The following is a 19,921-nucleotide window of genomic DNA, read 5'->3' on the forward strand; positions in this document are numbered from 1 at the left end:
CACCCGAATTCGTCCGCACGTCACGGAACAGGAAGCACCCATGGACCGCCTCTCCAACGCCGTGCGCCCCTACGCCTGGGGCTCCACGACCGCCATCCCGGATCTGCTCGGCACCGCCCCGACCGGCGAGCCCCAGGCCGAGATGTGGATGGGCGCCCACCCGGGGGCCCCGTCCCGTGTCAACCGCACCACCACCCCCCTCGACCACCCGCTCTCCGACGTCATCGCAGCCGCCCCGGAGGCGGAACTCGGCGCCGCCACCGTCAAGAAATTCGGTCCACGTCTCCCCTTCCTCCTCAAGATCCTTGCCGCAGACGCCCCTCTCTCCCTCCAGGTCCATCCCAACCTCGCCCAGGCGAAGGAGGGTTACGCGGCGGAGGAGCGCCAGGGCGTCCCCATAGACGCGCCGCACCGCAACTACAAGGACTCCAACCACAAGCCCGAACTGATCTGTGCCCTCACCCCTTTCGACGGCCTGTGCGGCTTCCGCGCACCCGCCGAGACCGCGGACTTCCTCGCCCGGCTGGACGTCGACTCGCTCAAGCCCTACGTGGACCTCCTGCGCGCACACCCCGAGGAGGCCGCGCTGCGCGAAGTCCTCACCGCCGTGCTGACCGCCGACCCCGACGAGATGTCCCACACAGTTCATTCCTCCGCCGAAGCCGCCGCACGCCTCGGCGGCGAGTACTCGCCATACGTATCGATCGCACACCACTACCCCGGCGACCCGGGCGTCATAGCGGCCATGCTGCTCAACCACCTGCAACTCCAGCCCGGCGAAGCACTCTTCCTCGGCGACGGCGTCCCCCACGCCTATCTGAACGGCCTGGGCATCGAGATCATGGCCAACTCGGACAACGTCCTGCGCTGCGGTCTCACCCCCAAACACGTCGATGTCCCGGAACTGCTCCGCGTCGTGCGCTTCGAGTCGACCGAACCCGCCGTGCTCCGCCCCGAGGCGTCGGCGTCCGGCGAGGAGTTGTACGACACCCCGATCGACGACTTCCGGCTGTCCCGCTATGTCCTGGCACCCGGCGCGACGCCCCGAGAACTCACCGCCGACACCGCCCAGATCCTCCTCTGCACGCAGGGCGCGCCGCGCGCCAACGACATCGACCTGGCCCCTGGCGGTTCGGTCTTCGTCCCGGCCGGCGAGAAGACCGAACTGACCGGTACAGGAACGGTTTTCCGGGCCACCGTTATCGCCTGAACCAGCGCTCCGCGTACGGTCCGCCCCGGCGGCTGCAACAATGTGCCGCCGTACCGCGGCGCCAGGGCCGCAGACCAAGGAAGGGATCCACCGCACCCATGAGCGCGTCAGGCGGAACCAAGGCGATCGTGGCGGCGCTCGTCGCCAACTTCGCGATCGCAGTAGCCAAGTTCGTGGCGTTCCTCTTCAGTGGATCGTCGTCGATGCTCGCCGAGAGCGTGCACTCGCTCGCCGACTCGGGCAACCAGGGACTGCTGCTCCTCGGCGGCAAGAAGGCGAAGCGCGAGGCGACCCCTGAACACCCCTTCGGCTACGGCCGTGAGCGCTACATCTACGCGTTCCTCGTCTCCATCGTGCTCTTCTCCGTCGGCGGCATGTTCGCCATCTACGAGGGCTACGAGAAGATCAAGCACCCGCACGAGATCGAGGCGTGGTACTGGCCGGTCGGTGTCCTCGTATTCGCGATCATCGCCGAGTCGTTCTCCTTCCGCACGGCCATCGTCGAGTCCAACCAGACGCGCGGCAAGCGCTCCTGGAAGGAGTTCATCCGGCACTCCAAGGCTCCCGAGCTGCCGGTCGTCCTGCTGGAAGACCTGGGCGCGCTGGTCGGTCTGATCCTCGCGCTCGCGGGTGTGAGCCTGGCGCTCGCCACGGGCGACGGCGTATGGGACGGCATCGGCACGCTCTGCATCGGCATCCTGCTGATCGTGATCGCGCTGGTCCTGGCTGCCGAGACGAAGTCCCTGCTGCTCGGTGAGTCCGCCGGCCGGGAGGACGTGGAGAAGATCAAGGCCGCGATCGTCGACGGCGACGTCGTCACCGGCATCATCCACATGCGTACGCTCCACCTCGGCCCCGAGGAATTGCTGGTGGCAGCCAAGATCGCCGTCAAGTACGAGGACACGGCCGCCGAGGTCGCCCACGCGATCAACGCCGCCGAGGGACGGATCCGCGAGGCTGTCCCGATCGCCCGCGTGATCTATCTCGAGCCGGACATCTTCAACGCCGCCGCCGCTGCGGCGGGCACCAACCCGGCCAAGTCGCCGAACGCCTCGGAGACAGAGCCGGACCCTGAGCCGGCTCCCGACTCGGACAACGACCACTGATCACCTGCTCGCACCCGTCACCCGTACGAAGGCCCCGGCGCAGCTCGCACCGGGGCCTCCTTACGAAGATGAGTTCGTACGACCTACCGGACCTCACCCCGCAACCCCCGGGAATCGCCGCCTTGTCGGGTGCGGGCAGTCGGCGGTTCCGCAGCATCCGCTCGCCGACCGGGGACACTCGATGAAAAGCCCGGAAGGCCCGAGTTGGGATCCCTTCGGATTCCGTCGCGGCCGGGAGCAAGGCCCCGGTGCGCTGTAGGGCGCTGGGCCGATCGGTGTAGATTCGTCAGCAGAGCCAGACGTCGCTGCTGATGGCGGTCGGGCGGTCTGCGGCGCGGACCGGCCGAGGGAGAGAGGGCCTCCGACGGACTGCGTTGCGTACGTCCGGGCATTCCTATGCCCGCCCGCCGCAGAGTCAGCCGTACCCACCCTCGACCCCTTTACGAGGAGCAGCTCGCTATGACCACTGTCGCCAACCGACAGGACTTCAAGGTCGCCGATCTCTCGCTTGCCGAGTTCGGCCGCAAGGAGATCACCCTCGCCGAGCACGAGATGCCCGGCCTGATGTCGATCCGCAGGGAGTACGCCGAGGCGCGGCCCCTCGCCGGCGCCCGCGTCACCGGCTCCCTGCACATGACCGTGCAGACCGCCGTCCTCATCGAGACGCTGGTCGCGCTCGGCGCCGACGTCCGCTGGGCCTCCTGCAACATCTTCTCCACCCAGGACCACGCCGCCGCCGCGGTGGCCGTCGGCCCCAAGGGCACCCCGGACGACCCGCGGGGCGTCCCGGTCTTCGCCTGGAAGGGCGAGACGCTCGAAGAGTACTGGTGGTGCACGGAGCAGGCCCTGACCTGGCCGAACGCCTCCACCGGCGGCCCGAACATGATCCTGGACGACGGTGGCGACGCCACCCTGCTCGTCCACAAGGGCGTCGAGTTCGAGAAGGCCGGCGTGGCCCCGGACCCGGCCACGGCGGACAGCGAGGAGTACAGCTACATCCTGCGTCTCCTCAACCGCACCCTCACCGAGAACCCGCAGAAGTGGACCCGCCTGGCGTCCGAGATCCGCGGCGTCACCGAAGAGACCACGACCGGTGTGCACCGCCTCTACGAGATGCACCGCGACGGCACCCTCCTCTTCCCGGCGATCAACGTCAACGATGCCGTGACCAAGTCGAAGTTCGACAACAAGTACGGCTGCCGCCACTCGCTGATCGACGGCATCAACCGCGCCACCGACGTGCTGATCGGCGGCAAGGTCGCCGTCGTCTTCGGCTACGGCGACGTGGGCAAGGGCTGCGCGGAGTCCCTGCGCGGCCAGGGCGCCCGCGTGATCATCACCGAGATCGACCCGATCTGCGCGCTCCAGGCGGCGATGGACGGCTTCCAGGTCTCGACGCTCGACGACGTCGTCGGCATCGCCGACATCTTCGTCACCACGACGGGCAACAAGGACATCATCATGGCCGCGGACATGGCCAAGATGAAGCACCAGGCGATCGTCGGCAACATCGGCCACTTCGACAACGAGATCGACATGGCCGGCCTCGCGAAGGTCCCCGGCATCGTCAAGGACGAGGTCAAGCCGCAGGTCCACACCTGGAAGTTCCCCGACGGCAAGACGCTGATCGTCCTGTCCGAGGGCCGCCTGCTGAACCTCGGCAACGCGACCGGCCACCCCTCCTTCGTGATGTCCAACTCGTTCGCGGACCAGACGCTGGCCCAGATCGAGCTGTTCACCAAGCCCGAGGAGTACCCGACCGACGTCTACGTGCTGCCCAAGCACCTCGACGAGAAGGTCGCCCGCCTCCACCTCGACGCGCTCGGCGTGAAGCTCACGACGCTGCGCCCCGAGCAGGCCGAGTACATTGGCGTGAAGGTCGAAGGCCCGTACAAGTCCGACCACTACCGCTACTGACCCACAGGCACCGCCGCCGACAACGGCGGTACGGGCAGGCCCCCACACCCCCGTGTTGGGGGCCTGCCCCGGTCCGGCTCCTGATCCCACCCGCTTTCGGTCCGGGCGGGTCCAGGTGGTCTGTGTGTACGCGGGCGGCACTCCCGTGCGCTCTCACGGCACGGGCTCCGAGGACACCGAAGGACTCCCGCACATGCCCCGTGGCCGCTACTCACTCCACGATCCGCACGACCACACCCCCCTCGGCGAAGAACATTTCCACTGCGCACCGGGCCCCTCGGGCTGGCGCTATGTCTCCCAGACCACCGCGCCCTCCGGCGAGCATTCCGGCTCCGTCGACCTGACCCTCGATGAGTTGGGCCGCCCCCTCCGTCTCGAACTGCACGCCGCGAGCTGGCGGGTGCGCGCCGCCGCACTCGAAGGCGTCACCTGGGTCCGTACCGACCCCAGCGGCACCGAAGCCACCGAGGGCAATGTCCCCGCCCACGCCTTCACCGGCACATCCCCCGCGTTCCTCGTCGCGATCACCCGCCTTCTGCGCCTCACTCCCGCTTCCCCCGAGACCCGCGTGCGCCTCGTGGCGTTCACGGACCCTGTCCTCGCCCCCCGAACTCTCGACCAGTCCTGGGCGCTACTGAGCAGTGAAGCGCATGCCACTGACAATGGACCCCTGACCGTGGACGAGTACCAGGTCAGCGCCCTGGACACCGGTGAGCAGCACAGCGTCCACATCAGCGGCGACGTGGTCCTCGCGGCGCCGGGCATCGAGCTCGAAGACCTCGAATCCCCGCCGTCGCCCCGGCCCTGACACCGACGCGGTTGGCCGGACCAACGGACCCTAGGCGGGCGGCGCGAACCCTGACGCCGGGGCAGCGGCCGGACCCTGCCCGCGAGTTGACGCCGCGTCGGCCGCTTGGGGCCGTGGGGCGTGCGGTGGTGCCACATCCGGCGGGTGCGTGTGCGCCGGCACGCCGACGGGGCCAGCCGGGCCGGGCGCGGCCCGACCGGCCGCGACGGCGCCGAAGGTCCGCCGCGCGTCCCGTGCCTGCCGTTCGTTCACCACGGCCGCCAGATACGCCGCCGGCGGCACACCGGGCGGCACCGGCACACCCGTACGCGCGGCCAGATCACCGGCCAGCCGCTGCGACATCGACCAGCCGACGCCGGGGTCGAGCTGCCGCATCCGGGTCAGATACTGCCGTATGGCCAGCCACAGATCGTCGGGCACCGACGACAGATCCAGCTCGGAGAAGCGTCCGACGAGCCACGGCGGCGGAGGCGGTACGGCGGGGGCTCGATCCGCGGGCACCCGCTCGCGTACGACCAGGGTCCCCGCGAACAGGTCCCCGACCCGACGCCCACGCGCGGACACGAGCGAGGCGATCGACGCGATGACGCCGAAGGACATCAGCAGTTCCACCACACCGATCGCCCCACGCACCAGAGCGTGGCGGAACCGGATGGGCCCGCCGTCGTCACGCACCACCCGCAGCCCGCAGGCCAGTTTCCCCAACGAACGCCCATGGCTGAGGGTTTCCACCGCGATCGGCACACCCACCGGGATCAACAGGAAACTCGCGACCGCCAACGCCGCCACCGCCGCCGTGTCCAGCGAATCCGTCGCGATGGCGAGGACGATCGAGACCACGATGTACGCGGCCCAGACCACCACCAGATCGATGACGACGGCCAACGCCCGGCTCGGCAGCTTCGCGGGGCGCAGCCCCAGTACGACCGCGTCGCCCGTCACAAGCTCATTCACCGATGCCACCCTTCGCCGACCTTCTCTGCCCCCGGACCGCTCAGTCTGCCAAGCTGGCCTGCAACGTGCCGCAGTAGTACGGACCGTACGCACCCAGTGCCTGGAGCAGCAGCCGACCATGGATCTCGACGTCTTCGTGACGGCCCACCGACCTGAGTGGGACCGCCTGGACTTTCTCCTGCGCCGTGGACGTCACCTCACCGGTACGGAGGCAGACGAACTCGTCGCCCTCTACCAACGGACGGCCACCCATCTTTCCCTGATCCAGTCCAGCGCCCCGGACCCCATGCTCATCGCGCGCCTGACCCAGTTGGTCGCGCGGGCCCGCTCGGTGGTCACCGGCACCCGCCGCGCCGGCTGGCGCGACGCCGCCCGCTTCCTTACGGCGAGCTTCCCCGCCGCCATGTACCGCTCCCGCCACTGGTGGATACCGACCGCAGTTCTCTCGGTGCTCGTCTCCGCGCTCATCGGCTGGTGGATAGCGGCGCACCCTGAGGTCCAGTCGGCGATCGCGGCCCCCGAAGACCTCCGCCAGATGACCAGACCCGGTGGCGAGTACGAGACCTACTACTCAAGCCACCCGGCGGCGTCCTTCGCGGCCCAGGTATGGACGAACAACGCCCAGGCCGCGGCCATGTGCCTCGTCCTCGGTGCTTTCCTCTGCTTCCCGGTGATCTGGATCCTCTTCCTGAACATGCTCAACCTCGGCGTAGGCATGGGCCTGATGTCGTCGGCCGGCCGCTTGGATACATTCCTCGGCCTGGTCCTGCCCCACGGACTGCTCGAACTGACAGCCGTGTTCGTCGCGGCGGGTACGGGCCTGCGCCTCGGCTGGACCCTGATCGACCCCGGTCCCTACACCCGCCGCACAGCGCTCGCCCAACAGGGGCGGGCGGCAGTGGGGATGGCCATCGGTCTCGCCCTGATCCTGTTCGTGTCGGGCCTGATCGAGGGCTTCGTGACCCCGTCCGGTCTGCCGACATGGGCGCGCATCGCCATCGGCGTCGTGTCCGAACTGGCCTTCCTGGCTTACGTGTACGTGCTCGGGGGCCGGGCGGCCCGAGAGGGCGACATGGGCGACGTGGAGAGCGCCGACCAGAGCGCCCAACTGCCCACAGCGGCCTGATGTGCATTGCGGGTCGCTGACCTGTTAGTCTCCTCACCGCTCCACAAAAACCCTGACGACCATTGACAGGGTCTGCGTGGGGAGGTAGATTTGAACGGTTGCCTCGAAGCTGGACATGTTTGAGAGCGACAGTTAATGTCTACCCAGCTCTGAGCGGGAATCGAATTTCCGCAGGGCTTTCCGATACATCATCCGGATCACGGTGGCCGATTTAGTCGGCCCGGATGTTTCTGATAATGTCGGGCTCGCCGAAAGGCAAAGGGCCACTCCGAAGGTCATCGGAACTCTTAATCGAGACCGCTTCTCCATGAGAAGTGAGACGCGAAAAGGTTCTGATAGAGTCGGAAACGCAGGACAGCAAGACCGAAGGGAAAGCCCGGAGGGCCCGGAGACGGGGTCGAAGGAAGCGTCCGTTCCTTGAGAACTCAACAGCGTGCCAAAAGTCAACGCCAGATATGTTGATACCCCGACCTCGTCCACATTCTGTGGGCTGGGGTTGAGGTTCCTTTGATAGAAACACAGCGAGGACGCTGTGAACGGTTGGCCTTATTCCGGTCGACCGTTCCGCTCTCGTGGTGTCACCCGATATCGGGTAAACATTCACGGAGAGTTTGATCCTGGCTCAGGACGAACGCTGGCGGCGTGCTTAACACATGCAAGTCGAACGATGAAGCCTTCGGGTGGATTAGTGGCGAACGGGTGAGTAACACGTGGGCAATCTGCCCTGCACTCTGGGACAAGCCCTGGAAACGGGGTCTAATACCGGATAATACTGTGCCCCTCATGGGGGATGGTTGAAAGCTCCGGCGGTGCAGGATGAGCCCGCGGCCTATCAGCTTGTTGGTGGGGTAATGGCCTACCAAGGCGACGACGGGTAGCCGGCCTGAGAGGGCGACCGGCCACACTGGGACTGAGACACGGCCCAGACTCCTACGGGAGGCAGCAGTGGGGAATATTGCACAATGGGCGAAAGCCTGATGCAGCGACGCCGCGTGAGGGATGACGGCCTTCGGGTTGTAAACCTCTTTCAGCAGGGAAGAAGCGCAAGTGACGGTACCTGCAGAAGAAGCGCCGGCTAACTACGTGCCAGCAGCCGCGGTAATACGTAGGGCGCAAGCGTTGTCCGGAATTATTGGGCGTAAAGAGCTCGTAGGCGGTCTGTCACGTCGGGTGTGAAAGCCCGGGGCTTAACCCCGGGTCTGCATTCGATACGGGCAGACTAGAGTGTGGTAGGGGAGATCGGAATTCCTGGTGTAGCGGTGAAATGCGCAGATATCAGGAGGAACACCGGTGGCGAAGGCGGATCTCTGGGCCATTACTGACGCTGAGGAGCGAAAGCGTGGGGAGCGAACAGGATTAGATACCCTGGTAGTCCACGCCGTAAACGTTGGGAACTAGGTGTTGGCGACATTCCACGTCGTCGGTGCCGCAGCTAACGCATTAAGTTCCCCGCCTGGGGAGTACGGCCGCAAGGCTAAAACTCAAAGGAATTGACGGGGGCCCGCACAAGCAGCGGAGCATGTGGCTTAATTCGACGCAACGCGAAGAACCTTACCAAGGCTTGACATACACCGGAAAGCATCAGAGATGGTGCCCCCCTTGTGGTCGGTGTACAGGTGGTGCATGGCTGTCGTCAGCTCGTGTCGTGAGATGTTGGGTTAAGTCCCGCAACGAGCGCAACCCTTGTTCTGTGTTGCCAGCATGCCCTTCGGGGTGATGGGGACTCACAGGAGACCGCCGGGGTCAACTCGGAGGAAGGTGGGGACGACGTCAAGTCATCATGCCCCTTATGTCTTGGGCTGCACACGTGCTACAATGGCCGGTACAATGAGCTGCGATACCGCAAGGTGGAGCGAATCTCAAAAAGCCGGTCTCAGTTCGGATTGGGGTCTGCAACTCGACCCCATGAAGTCGGAGTTGCTAGTAATCGCAGATCAGCATTGCTGCGGTGAATACGTTCCCGGGCCTTGTACACACCGCCCGTCACGTCACGAAAGTCGGTAACACCCGAAGCCGGTGGCCCAACCCCTTGTGGGAGGGAGCTGTCGAAGGTGGGACTGGCGATTGGGACGAAGTCGTAACAAGGTAGCCGTACCGGAAGGTGCGGCTGGATCACCTCCTTTCTAAGGAGCACTTCTCACCAAGTTCGCTTGGTCAGAGGCCAGTACACCGGCGACTGTCCGGTGCTGGTTGCTCATGGGTGGAACGTTGACTATTCGGCACAGTTTTTCAGGGTTTTCCAAGTACTGCTTCGGCGTGGAACGGGAATGCTGGGAGGCTGGGCCGGGCGCGCTGTTGGGTGTCTGAAGGTACGGGCGGCGTGAGCTGTTTGTGTCTTCGGGATGCCGGCCCCGGTGAACTCACTGTGTATGCGGTGGGGTGGCGGGTGGTTGGTCGTTGTTTGAGAACTGCACAGTGGACGCGAGCATCTGTGGCCAAGTTTTTAAGGGCGCACGGTGGATGCCTTGGCACCAGGAACCGATGAAGGACGTGGGAGGCCACGATAGTCCCCGGGGAGCCGTCAACCAGGCTTTGATCCGGGGGTTTCCGAATGGGGAAACCCGGCAGTCGTCATGGGCTGTCACCCGTACCTGAACACATAGGGTATGTGGAGGGAACGAGGGGAAGTGAAACATCTCAGTACCCTCAGGAAGAGAAAACAACCGTGATTCCGGGAGTAGTGGCGAGCGAAACCGGATGAGGCCAAACCGTATGTGTGTGAGACCCGGCAGGGGTTGCGTATACGGGGTTGTGGGAGTGCACTTGATCAGTCTGCCGGCTGGTCGGAGAGTCAGAAACCGTACAGGTAGGCGAAGGACATGCGAAAGGTCCGGCGTAGAGGGTAAGACCCCCGTAGCTGAAATCTGTACGGCTCTCTTGCGTATTTCCCAAGTAGCACGGGGCCCGAGAAATCCCGTGTGAATCTGGCGGGACCACCCGCTAAGCCTAAATATTCCCTGGTGACCGATAGCGGATAGTACCGTGAGGGAATGGTGAAAAGTACCGCGGGAGCGGAGTGAAATAGTACCTGAAACCGTGTGCCTACAAGCCGTGGGAGCGTCGCTGGCAGCACTTGTGCTGTCAGTCGTGACTGCGTGCCTTTTGAAGAATGAGCCTGCGAGTTTGCGGTGTGTTGCGAGGTTAACCCGTGTGGGGAAGCCGTAGCGAAAGCGAGTCCGAACAGGGCGGTATAGTAGCGCGCTCAAGACCCGAAGCGGAGTGATCTAGCCATGGGCAGGTTGAAGCGGCTGTAAGAGGTCGTGGAGGACCGAACCCACCAGGGTTGAAAACCTGGGGGATGACCTGTGGTTAGGGGTGAAAGGCCAATCAAACTCCGTGATAGCTGGTTCTCCCCGAAATGCATTTAGGTGCAGCGTCGTGTGTTTCTTGCCGGAGGTAGAGCACTGGATAGGCGATGGGCCCTACCGGGTTACTGACCTTAGCCAAACTCCGAATGCCGGTAAGTGAGAGCGCGGCAGTGAGACTGTGGGGGATAAGCTCCATGGTCGAGAGGGAAACAGCCCAGAGCATCGACTAAGGCCCCTAAGCGTACGCTAAGTGGGAAAGGATGTGGAGTCGCAGAGACAACCAGGAGGTTGGCTTAGAAGCAGCCACCCTTGAAAGAGTGCGTAATAGCTCACTGGTCAAGTGATTCCGCGCCGACAATGTAGCGGGGCTCAAGCGTACCGCCGAAGTCGTGTCATTCGTACATATAGCCTCAACGGGCGTGCGGATGGGTAGGGGAGCGTCGTGTGCCGGGTGAAGCAGCCGCGGAAGCGAGTTGTGGACGGTTCACGAGTGAGAATGCAGGCATGAGTAGCGATACACACGTGGGAAACGTGTGCGCCGATTGACTAAGGGTTCCTGGGTCAAGCTGATCTGCCCAGGGTAAGTCGGGACCTAAGGCGAGGCCGACAGGCGTAGTCGATGGACAACCGGTTGATATTCCGGTACCCGCTTTGAAACGCCCAGTACTGAATCAGGCGATGCTAAGACCGTGAAGCCGCCCTGGAGCCTTCGGGCAAAGGGGAGTGGTGGAGCCGTCGGACCAGACTTGTAGTAGGTAAGCGATGGGGTGACGCAGGAAGGTAGTCCAGCCCGGGCGGTGGTTGTCCCGGGGTAAGGGTGTAGGACGCACGGTAGGCAAATCCGTCGTGCACATAGTCTGAGACCTGATGCCGAGCCGATTGTGGTGAAGTGGATGATCCTATGCTGTCGAGAAAAGCCTCTAGCGAGTTTCATGGCGGCCCGTACCCTAAACCGACTCAGGTGGTCAGGTAGAGAATACCGAGGCGTTCGGGTGAACTATGGTTAAGGAACTCGGCAAAATGCCCCCGTAACTTCGGGAGAAGGGGGCCATTTCCGGTGATCACTCTTGCAGTGTGAGCTGGGGGTGGCCGCAGAGACCAGCGAGAAGCGACTGTTTACTAAAAACACAGGTCCGTGCGAAGCCGTAAGGCGATGTATACGGACTGACGCCTGCCCGGTGCTGGAACGTTAAGGGGACCGGTTAGTCACATTTCGGTGTGGCGAAGCTGAGAACTTAAGCGCCAGTAAACGGCGGTGGTAACTATAACCATCCTAAGGTAGCGAAATTCCTTGTCGGGTAAGTTCCGACCTGCACGAATGGCGTAACGACTTCTCGACTGTCTCAACCATAGGCCCGGTGAAATTGCACTACGAGTAAAGATGCTCGTTTCGCGCAGCAGGACGGAAAGACCCCGGGACCTTTACTACAGTTTGATATTGGTGTTCGGTTCGGCTTGTGTAGGATAGGTGGGAGACTTTGAGATCGGGACGCCAGTTCCGGTGGAGTCGCCGTTGAAATACCACTCTGGTCGTGCTGGATGTCTAACCTGGGTCCGTGATCCGGATCAGGGACAGTGTCTGATGGGTAGTTTAACTGGGGCGGTTGCCTCCTAAAGAGTAACGGAGGCGCCCAAAGGTTCCCTCAGCCTGGTTGGTAATCAGGTGTTGAGTGTAAGTGCACAAGGGAGCTTGACTGTGAGACCGACGGGTCGAGCAGGGACGAAAGTCGGGACTAGTGATCCGGCGGTGGCTTGTGGAAGCGCCGTCGCTCAACGGATAAAAGGTACCCCGGGGATAACAGGCTGATCTTCCCCAAGAGTCCATATCGACGGGATGGTTTGGCACCTCGATGTCGGCTCGTCGCATCCTGGGGCTGGAGTCGGTCCCAAGGGTTGGGCTGTTCGCCCATTAAAGCGGTACGCGAGCTGGGTTTAGAACGTCGTGAGACAGTTCGGTCCCTATCCGCTGCGCGCGCAGGAGTCTTGAGAAGGGCTGTCCCTAGTACGAGAGGACCGGGACGGACGAACCTCTGGTGTGCCAGTTGTCCTGCCAAGGGCATGGCTGGTTGGCTACGTTCGGGAGGGATAACCGCTGAAAGCATCTAAGCGGGAAGCCTGCTTCGAGATGAGGACTCCCACCCACTTGATGGGGTAAGGCTCCCAGTAGACGACTGGGTTGATAGGCCGGATATGGAAGCACCGTGAGGTGTGGAGTTGACCGGTACTAATAGGCCGAGGGCTTGTCCTCAGTTGCTCGCGTCCACTGTGTTAGTTCTGAGACAACGAACGACTGTGTGTTTTTCCGGTTGGTTCAGTGTTTCATTGTGTTTCGGTGGTCATTGCGTTAGGGAAACGCCCGGTTACATTCCGAACCCGGAAGCTAAGCCTTTCAGCGCCGATGGTACTGCAGGGGGGACCCTGTGGGAGAGTAGGACGCCGCCGAACAATTTTTGGGGAATGCCCTGCACCTTCTGGTGCGGGGCATTTCTGCGTTCAAAAGCCTTTTTGCGGGTGCGGGGCATTTCCTCTCCCCGTATCCGGCCATTCAGAGGCGGCCCGCAGCTTTCAGTGCCAGATAGGCATCTGCCAGCGCCGGTGCCAATGAGTCGGGCACGGCGTCCACGACGGTGACGCCGTAGCGCTGGAGCTTTTCCGACGTACGGCGTCGTTGAGACTGTGCCTGAGAGCCGGCGGCCGCTTCGTACACCGCGTCCACCGAGCCGCGTGCCGTGCTCATGGTCTGGGCGTGCGGATCTGCCACCGAGGCGACAAGCACCGTGTGCCGCTGGGTGAGTTGAGGGAGGACAGGCAGGAGCCCTTCCTCCACCGGTGCCGCTTCGAGACTGGTCAGGAGCACGATGAGTGAACGGCGTGGGGCGCTTTTCAGGACCGTGGCGGCCAGGCCGCGTGCGTCCGTTTCCACCAGCTCGGGCTCGAGCGTGGAGAGTGCGTTCACCAGCGCGGGCAGTACGTCGCTCGCCGAGCGGCCCCGGACCTGGGCGCGTGTCCGGCGGTCGTACGCCAGTAGGTCCACCCGGTCGCCGGCGCGGGTGGCGAGTGCGGTGAGCAGAAGCGTGGCGTCCATCGCGGCGTCGAGGCGGGGGACGTCGCCCACGCGGCCGGCCGACGTGCGGCCGGTGTCGAGGACGACGAGGATGTGGCGGTCACGCTCGGGCCGCCAGGTACGAATCGTGACCGCCGACTGGCGAGCGGTGGCGCGCCAGTCGATGGAGCGGGTGTCGTCTCCCGGTATGTAGGGGCGGAGGCTGTCGAACTCGGTGCCTTCGCCGCGGGTGAGCACGCTTGTCCGGCCGTCGAGTTCGCGGAGCCGGGCGAGCCTGGACGGCAGGTGCTTGCGGCTCGTGAAGGGCGGCAGGACACGCACCGTCCACGGGACGTCGTGATTTCCCTGGCGGGCCGCCAGGCCGAGGGGGCCGAAGGAGCGTACGGTCACTCGCTCCGTATGCCTGTCGCCGCGGCGGGTCGGGCGCAGGAGTGTGGAGATACGGCGGCGTTCACCGGCGGGCACTGTCAACTCGTGCCGGGAGGCGGCTTGTTCGGTGCCGGTCGGCCAACTGCTCGGGGGCCATGCGTCGCGGATATGGGCGCGCAGTGTGCGACGTGCCGGGTTGGTGACGGTGAGCTGGACCTCGGCGCTTTCGCCGAGTCGAACTGACGTATCACCACTTCGAGTGAACTGGAGCGATCGCACTGGCGCGGCCAGGCAGTAGTCGCACAGAATTGCGAGGGACAGGGGCGCGTTGACCGCCAGCATCCCCGCCCAGCTTGGGGCGAGGAGGCCGACGGGAAGCGAGCCGAGAGCGGCGAGGAGTGCCGCTCGTCCGGTGAGGGCCATGGTTCATCGCCTCATCGGGGTACGGGGACATGGGCCAGGATCGCGGTGATGACGGAGTCCGCGGTGACTCCCTCCATCTCCGCCTCGGGGCGGAGTTGGACGCGGTGTCGCAGGGTGGGCAGTGCCAGGGCTTTCACGTCGTCCGGCGTGACGTAGTCGCGGCCGGTCAGCCAGGCCCAGGCGCGTGCGGTGGAGAGCAGGGCGGTGGCGCCTCGCGGGGAGACGCCGAGGGAGAGCGAGGGGGAATCACGAGTGGCACGGCAGATATCAACGACGTAGCCGGCTATCTCCGGGGACACGGAGGTCTTGGCGACTGCCTCGCGTGCCGCTTCGAGGTCGGCCGGGCCTGCGACGGGGCGTACACCGGCCGCCCGGAGGTCGCGTGGGTTGAAGCCGTCGGCGTGGCGGGTCAGGACGCTGATCTCGTCGTCGCGTGACGGCAGGGGCACCGTCAGCTTGAGCAGGAAGCGGTCGAGCTGTGCTTCGGGCAGGGGATAGGTGCCCTCGTACTCGACCGGGTTCTGTGTGGCGGCGACCAGGAAGGGATCGGGGAGCATCCGGGGCGTTCCGTCGATCGTGACCTGGCGCTCCTCCATCGCCTCGAGCAGCGACGACTGGGTCTTGGGCGGGGTGCGGTTGATCTCGTCCGCGAGCAGCAGGTTGGTGAAGACGGGACCGGGCTGGAAGGAGAACTCGGAAGTACGCGCGTCGTAGACGAGAGAGCCTGTCACGTCGCTCGGCATCAGGTCGGGGGTGAACTGGACGCGTTTGGTGTCGAGTTCGAGAGACGCGGCGAGGGCCCGTACCAGGAGTGTCTTCGCGACGCCGGGGACTCCTTCGAGGAGGACGTGGCCCCGGCAGAGCAGGGCGACGACGAGTCCGGTCACGGCGGGGTCCTGGCCGACCACGGCCTTCGCGATCTCGGCGCGCAGGGCCTCCAGGGAGGCGCGGGCGCTGTCCGAGGTCTCAGCGGTCTCGGGGGTCGGGGCACTCATGAGGTGCGTACCTCTCTTTCGAGGGCGTCGAGTTGATCCGTCAGGCGGATGAGAGCGGCATCGTCGGCCGGCGCCGGGCCGAAGAGCAGCGTGCGGGGATCCCGCGAGTTGTCGGTGAGTTGCGCGGAGACGGCGGGGACAAGGGCCTCCGGGGTGTGGGCCTCGGACGGTGGGACACCGAGGAGGGAAGCGAGACGGGTGCGGGTCTCCGTACGGAGGACCGAGGCGGCGCGGTCGCGGGCGTTGGCCTTGCGGTAGAGACGGGCACGGCCTTCGGTGGCCTCGGACGCGCGGATGGCGACCGGGAGCCGTTCGGCGACGACGGGGCCGAGCCGGCGGGAGCGCCAGACGGCGGCGAGTAGGGCGGCGAGGGTGAGTTGGAGAGTGCCCCAGAGCCAGCCGGAGGGGATCAGGTCAAGGAAGCTTGACTCATTGCCTCCTGCGTCCTGGTTCTCCTTGTCGCCGCCGCTGTCACCACTGTTGTCGCCACCACTGCCGCTGGCGGATTCGGTGGCGGAAGGATCACTGAGCGAGGGGAGGTACCAGACGATATGAGGCCGGGAGCCGAGGAGTTGAAGGGCCAGCGAGGCATTGCCCTGTTTGGCCAGGCGCTCGTTGTAGAGAAGGTCGGGGGAACCGAGCAGGACGGTGTCGCCGCCGGTCGCGGTGTCGACCCTGAGAAGGGTCGGCAGCCCGTCGGAGGGGTAACAGGCGTCGCTGTTCGGCGAGTCGGTGGTGTAGCGCACCCCGCCGATGTCGACCGCGCCGGCGTTACGGGCGGCGGGCAGGGAGCAGTGGGGGGCACGCGCGGCCACCGGTGTGTCGGTGGTCGAGGTGACGTCCGGCGCGAGCATGTCGACGGAGGGCGGCCCCGCCGCCAGCAGGACCGTGCGACCGCCGGAGGGTTCTGTCGCGCTTTGCAGGGTGCGTTGTTGATGGAAGGTCAGCAGGTTGGGGGAGGTGACGACCAGGGTGGTGTCCGGCCCGGTCCCCGCGGTCGCTTCGGCGAGTGTGGTGACGACGCGGGTGGAGACCCCGTGGTCCTTCAGGAGTTCGGCGACGGCGCGGCTGCCCAGAGGGTCGGCCGAGCGGGGGTCGAGGCGGCCGTGCTGGTCGCCGGAGCGTACGGCCGCGAGGGCGATCCCCGCCACGAGCAGAACGGCGATTGCGATCAGCAGCCCTCGGGCGCGCCTCCAGACCTGCTGGGCGCTGGGCGACATCGAGGTGGCGCTGGTCGATGGCCGGGGCGGGGCGGTCGTCGTGGTGCCGGTCACTCGGCAGCTCCCTGGGTGGCGCTGCTCAGTTGGGGTTTGCTGCTCTCCAGGCCGAGGTCCAGTTCGCGCAGGCGCAGGTATGTCTGCCGGTTCGCCGAGCGTCCTCCGTACGTGACGTCGTCGAAGGCTCTGGCGGCGGCCCACAGCGCGGTGGCGTGCTCCGGGAGCGACCGGCCGGCGTCGGCGGCGGCCTCGTCGGCGGTACGGCCGGGGCGCGGCTCGAGCACCGTGCGCTCCTCCAGGGAGCGGACCACGGCGCGCATCCGTTCCTGGACGGCCTGGTTCCAGCGTTCGGCCGCGGCGTGTTCCTCGGCGTTGGCGCGGTGCTCGGCCGCGCCGCGCGGGCCGGAGTCGAACAGGGCGTCCTTGGGGCGGGTGCTGCGCCGGGGGGTGCCCAGTCGCCACCAGAGGGCGGCGCCGAGCGCCGCCACGAGCAGCGCGACGACGGCGAGGCCGACCGGGCTCGCCACTCCGGAACCGGCCACGGAGTTGAAGAGATCCCCGATCCACTCCCAGAAGCGGTCCATCGCGCGCTCGAGCAGATTCGGGTCGTTCTCGTGGTACATCGGCTTGGACAGCTCGTCCTCGGCCGCCTCACGGGCCGGGACGCGCGAGGTGTCCACCGGTATGTCGTCGCTCGTGCGTGCAGTCAGCCACGCCGTGGCCGTGCCCCCCGTGCCGAACACCGCATCAGCCCCTGGGGGCGTCGTTGCCAGGCCGCTCGGAGCCGTAGCCCGGTACGCCGGCGGCGCGTGCGAGTTCGAGGTCCAGGGCTTCGCGCCGGATGCGCTGGTCCACGTAGAGGAGCACCGAGACGCCCGCGGAGATCGGCAGGGTGATGGAGGTGCTGATCACCGTGCCGATGCCGGTGATGATCAGGAAGGGCCAGCCGAAGTCCGGACCGTTGCCGGAGAACAGGCCGCTGACGCCTTCGCCGTCCACGGCCATGGCGACGAGGCTGAACGGCACCGCGATGATCATGGAAACGACGAAGGTCAGCAGCATCGTCAGCAACAGGATGCCGAAGATCCGCCACCAGGTGCCTTTCACCAGCTTGGCGGAGCGGCGCAGCGATGCCACGATCCCCTGGCGTTCGAGCATCAGGGCGGGCGAGGCGAGGCTGAAGCTGACCATCAGCCAGATCAGCAGGACGACCGCGGCCAGTCCGCCGAGCATCGTCAGCGCGATCCCGGCACCGGAGCCGATCAGCAGCCCCGGAAGGATGCCGACGGTCACGAGCAGGGCGCCCATGACCGGCAACAGCAGGGTCAGGCCGAGGAGTTGAAGCAGCCGGGGCCGGGCCTCGGCCCAGGCGTCCGACAGCGTGACGCTGCGGCCGAGGACGGAGCGGCTGATGACCACGGTGAGCACGGCCGTGGTGAAAAGCGTGCCGATCATGGTGATGAAAAGCGACGGCGCCAGTGCGAGGAGGCTGGACTGCATCGAGTCCACGGCCTGGTTCAGGGCCTCTGTCGGGCTCGCGTTCGGGTCGATGTCCACCGGCTCCGGCAGGAGGTAGCGCTGGACGAGTATGTCGCCGATCTGCGAGATGACCGCGACGACGATCGTGACACCGAGGACGGTGCGCCAGTGGGCGCGCAGCGTCGACACGGCCCCGTCAAGGATCTCCCCCACGCCCAGGGGGCGCAGCGGGATGACGCCGGGCTTGGCCGCGAGGGGCGGGTGTCCCCAGCCGGGGTGCCGTCCTCCGGGGCCGGGGCCGGGGCCGCCCCAGCCCGGGGCGGGCCTGGGAGCGGGCGGAACAGGACCGGGGGCGGTGGGCGCGGACCACTGTCCGGCCGGCGGCTGGGTCTTGGACCACTTCGAGGGGGAGTCCGGGGGCGTGCCGGTGTCGTCGACGGGTGCGGCGGGCCGGGGCACGCTCGCGTCCTGGTCGTCGGACGGGGCAGATCCGGGCGAGGCCCAGCCCGGAGTGTCGTTCACGGTCGTCCACCTCGTGGATTGGTTACGGAGGCAGGCTCGGGGAGCCGGCGCTTCAACGGTGCCTGTCTGCGAAGCAGAGCGGGAGGCTGGCAGCCATCGTGCCACGCGTGGCCCACTGGTGGGCGGGGTGCGCCATCTCCTTCTCGCCTTCATAGTCCGGGCGGCAGCGGGCAGACTGGGCGGATGACTGATCAGTACGCACCATCCCCGCTCGCGGCCGAGCCTCCCATGTCTGCGGCACTGCGCTGGGACGAGCTGCCGGAAGGGCCCGTACTGGTCCTCCTCGACCAGACGAAACTGCCGGTCGAGGAGGCCGAACTGGTCTGCACGGATGTGCCGGCCCTGGTCCAGTCGATACGGACGCTCGCCGTGCGCGGGGCGCCGCTCCTGGGTATCGCCGGTGCCTACGGTGTCGCTCTCGCCGCCACCCGCGGATACGACGTGGACGAGGCGGCGGCGCTGCTGGAGAGTGCCCGGCCCACCGCCGTGAATCTCGGGTACGGGGTGCGGCGGGCGCTGGAGACCCACCGGGCGGCGATCGCCGCAGGCGCCGATCAGGAGGGGGCGGCCGTTGCCACACTGGCGGAGGCGAAGAAGCTGCACCGCGAGGACGCCCTGGCCAGCGCACGGATGGGGGCATCCGGGCTGGCGCTTCTCGACGAGTTGCTGCCGGGGGGAAACCACCGGATCCTGACCCACTGCAACACCGGGGCACTGGTCTCGGGCGGCGAGGGCACCGCGTTCGCCGTGGCGCTGTCGGCGCACCGGGCGGGGCGGCTGAGGAAGCTGTGGGTGGACGAGACACGTCCGCTGCTCCAGGGGGCGCGGCTGACGGCGTACGAGGCGGCTCGTCACGAGATGGCGTACACGCTGCTCACGGACAACGCAGCCGGTTCGCTGTTCGCGGCGGGCGAGGTGGACGCCGTGCTCATCGGGGCGGACCGGATCGCCGCGGACGGCTCGGTGGCGAACAAGGTGGGCAGCTATCCGCTCGCGGTACAGGCGAAGTACCACCACGTGCCGTTCATCGTGGTGGCGCCGACCACCACCCTGGATCTCGGCACCCCGGACGGTGCGTCGATCGAGGTGGAGCAGCGGCCGGGGCAGGAGGTGACCGAGCTCACGGCTCCGCAGGCGGCCGGGGCCGGGGTGGAGCTGGGCGGTGGGATGCCGGTGGCGCCGCTGGGGACGCAGGCGTACAACCCGGCTTTCGACGTGACACCCCCGGAACTGGTGACGGCGTTGGTCACCGAGTACGGAGCGTTGTCCCCGGTGACCCGGGACGGGATCGCTGAGCTGTGCGCCCAGGCACGACAGGAGGCGCGGGGCTGACGGGACATGTGCCCCAAGGAGTGAGGAGAGGCGCTGTCGGCTTCGCCGGGCGGGCGGCTCGCTATGGTTCCTGTCGGAGGACCAGGTCAAC

The 19,921-nt window shown here is 66.4% G+C and carries 12 protein-coding genes and 3 rRNA genes; 9 read left to right on the forward strand and 6 right to left on the reverse strand.

What is annotated here, in order from left to right; translation table 11 throughout:
• Positions 1 to 40 precede the first annotated feature (40 nt).
• From manA to OG329_RS27075, 4 genes are all read left to right on the forward strand, one after another.
• Complete coding sequence (gene manA, locus OG329_RS27060) at positions 41 to 1,210, forward strand: mannose-6-phosphate isomerase, class I (protein ID WP_405798813.1); 1,170 nt, start codon at positions 41 to 43, stop codon at positions 1,208 to 1,210.
• 98 nt (positions 1,211 to 1,308) lie between these two features.
• Complete coding sequence (locus tag OG329_RS27065) at positions 1,309 to 2,316, forward strand: cation diffusion facilitator family transporter (protein ID WP_405798815.1); 1,008 nt, start codon at positions 1,309 to 1,311, stop codon at positions 2,314 to 2,316.
• 459 nt (positions 2,317 to 2,775) lie between these two features.
• Positions 2,776 to 4,233, forward strand: coding sequence for an adenosylhomocysteinase (gene ahcY, locus OG329_RS27070; RefSeq protein ID WP_405798816.1), 1,458 nt, complete (start codon positions 2,776 to 2,778; stop codon positions 4,231 to 4,233).
• 193 nt (positions 4,234 to 4,426) lie between these two features.
• Positions 4,427 to 5,041 carry a hypothetical protein gene (locus OG329_RS27075; protein WP_405798818.1) on the forward strand — a complete coding sequence of 205 codons (615 nt, stop codon included), beginning with the start codon at positions 4,427 to 4,429 and terminating at the stop codon, positions 5,039 to 5,041.
• Positions 5,042 to 5,071: 30 nt separating this feature from the next.
• Here the strand turns inward: OG329_RS27075 and OG329_RS27080 are convergent, their stop codons facing one another.
• Complete coding sequence (locus OG329_RS27080) at positions 5,072 to 5,995, reverse strand: RDD family protein (protein WP_405798819.1); 924 nt, start codon at positions 5,993 to 5,995, stop codon at positions 5,072 to 5,074.
• 118 nt (positions 5,996 to 6,113) lie between these two features.
• On the opposite strand from OG329_RS27080, the gene OG329_RS27085 reads away from it, so the two are divergent.
• The 4 genes from OG329_RS27085 to rrf all read left to right on the forward strand — a co-directional run bounded on the left by OG329_RS27085 (position 6,114) and on the right by rrf (position 12,874).
• The gene (locus tag OG329_RS27085; protein ID WP_405798821.1) at positions 6,114 to 7,121 is read left to right on the forward strand and encodes a stage II sporulation protein M; all 1,008 of its coding nucleotides are present in this window, start codon (positions 6,114 to 6,116) and stop codon (positions 7,119 to 7,121) included.
• A 599-nt stretch (positions 7,122 to 7,720) separates the two neighbouring features.
• Positions 7,721 to 9,244: ribosomal RNA gene (locus OG329_RS27090) — 16S ribosomal RNA — on the forward strand.
• Between the two features lie 310 nt (positions 9,245 to 9,554).
• Positions 9,555 to 12,677: ribosomal RNA gene (locus OG329_RS27095) — 23S ribosomal RNA — on the forward strand.
• Between the two features lie 80 nt (positions 12,678 to 12,757).
• Positions 12,758 to 12,874, forward strand: a 5S ribosomal RNA gene (gene rrf / locus OG329_RS27100).
• Together the 16S, 23S and 5S rRNA genes form the textbook arrangement of a ribosomal RNA operon.
• Positions 12,875 to 12,974: 100 nt before the next feature.
• On the opposite strand, the gene OG329_RS27105 is transcribed toward rrf, so the two are convergent.
• From OG329_RS27105 to OG329_RS27125, 5 genes are read right to left on the reverse strand one after another with little or no spacing between them, the layout of a single operon-like run.
• Positions 12,975 to 14,285 (reverse strand): DUF58 domain-containing protein, encoded by a 1,311-nt coding sequence (locus OG329_RS27105; RefSeq protein ID WP_405798823.1) that lies wholly within the window; start codon positions 14,283 to 14,285, stop codon positions 12,975 to 12,977.
• An 11-nt stretch (positions 14,286 to 14,296) separates the two neighbouring features.
• Complete coding sequence (locus tag OG329_RS27110; RefSeq protein WP_405798825.1) at positions 14,297 to 15,280, reverse strand: AAA family ATPase; 984 nt, start codon at positions 15,278 to 15,280, stop codon at positions 14,297 to 14,299.
• Positions 15,277 to 16,554, reverse strand: coding sequence for a DUF4350 domain-containing protein (locus OG329_RS27115; RefSeq protein WP_405798826.1), 1,278 nt, complete (start codon positions 16,552 to 16,554; stop codon positions 15,277 to 15,279). Before OG329_RS27115 ends, OG329_RS27110 begins: the two co-directional genes overlap by 4 nt.
• Positions 16,551 to 17,240, reverse strand: coding sequence for a DUF4129 domain-containing protein (locus OG329_RS27120; protein WP_405798827.1), 690 nt, complete (start codon positions 17,238 to 17,240; stop codon positions 16,551 to 16,553). Before OG329_RS27120 ends, OG329_RS27115 begins: the two co-directional genes overlap by 4 nt.
• A gap of 4 nt (positions 17,241 to 17,244) precedes the next feature.
• Positions 17,245 to 18,498, reverse strand: coding sequence for a hypothetical protein (locus tag OG329_RS27125; RefSeq protein ID WP_405798829.1), 1,254 nt, complete (start codon positions 18,496 to 18,498; stop codon positions 17,245 to 17,247).
• Positions 18,499 to 18,681: 183 nt separating this feature from the next.
• On the opposite strand from OG329_RS27125, the gene mtnA reads away from it, so the two are divergent.
• Positions 18,682 to 19,830 carry an S-methyl-5-thioribose-1-phosphate isomerase gene (mtnA, locus tag OG329_RS27130; RefSeq protein WP_405798831.1) on the forward strand — a complete coding sequence of 383 codons (1,149 nt, stop codon included), beginning with the start codon at positions 18,682 to 18,684 and terminating at the stop codon, positions 19,828 to 19,830.
• Positions 19,831 to 19,921 lie beyond the last annotated feature (91 nt).

It is taken from the genome of Streptomyces sp. NBC_01506, assembly GCF_045040295.1.
GTDB lineage: Bacteria > Actinomycetota > Actinomycetes > Streptomycetales > Streptomycetaceae > Streptomyces.

Excerpts from the sequence above, each read along its gene's own strand:
- ahcY (WP_405798816.1), top strand. The coding sequence starts at position 2,776 with ATGACCACTGTCGCCAACCGACAGGACTTCAAGGTCGCCGATCTCTCG.
- OG329_RS27105 (WP_405798823.1), bottom strand. The coding sequence starts at position 14,285 with ATGGCCCTCACCGGACGAGCGGCACTCCTCGCCGCTCTCGGCTCGCTT.
- OG329_RS27085 (WP_405798821.1), top strand. The coding sequence starts at position 6,114 with ATGGATCTCGACGTCTTCGTGACGGCCCACCGACCTGAGTGGGACCGC.
- manA (WP_405798813.1), top strand. The coding sequence starts at position 41 with ATGGACCGCCTCTCCAACGCCGTGCGCCCCTACGCCTGGGGCTCCACG.
- OG329_RS27110 (WP_405798825.1), bottom strand. The coding sequence starts at position 15,280 with ATGAGTGCCCCGACCCCCGAGACCGCTGAGACCTCGGACAGCGCCCGC.
- OG329_RS27075 (WP_405798818.1), top strand. The coding sequence starts at position 4,427 with ATGCCCCGTGGCCGCTACTCACTCCACGATCCGCACGACCACACCCCC.
- OG329_RS27065 (WP_405798815.1), top strand. The coding sequence starts at position 1,309 with ATGAGCGCGTCAGGCGGAACCAAGGCGATCGTGGCGGCGCTCGTCGCC.
- mtnA (WP_405798831.1), top strand. The coding sequence starts at position 18,682 with ATGACTGATCAGTACGCACCATCCCCGCTCGCGGCCGAGCCTCCCATG.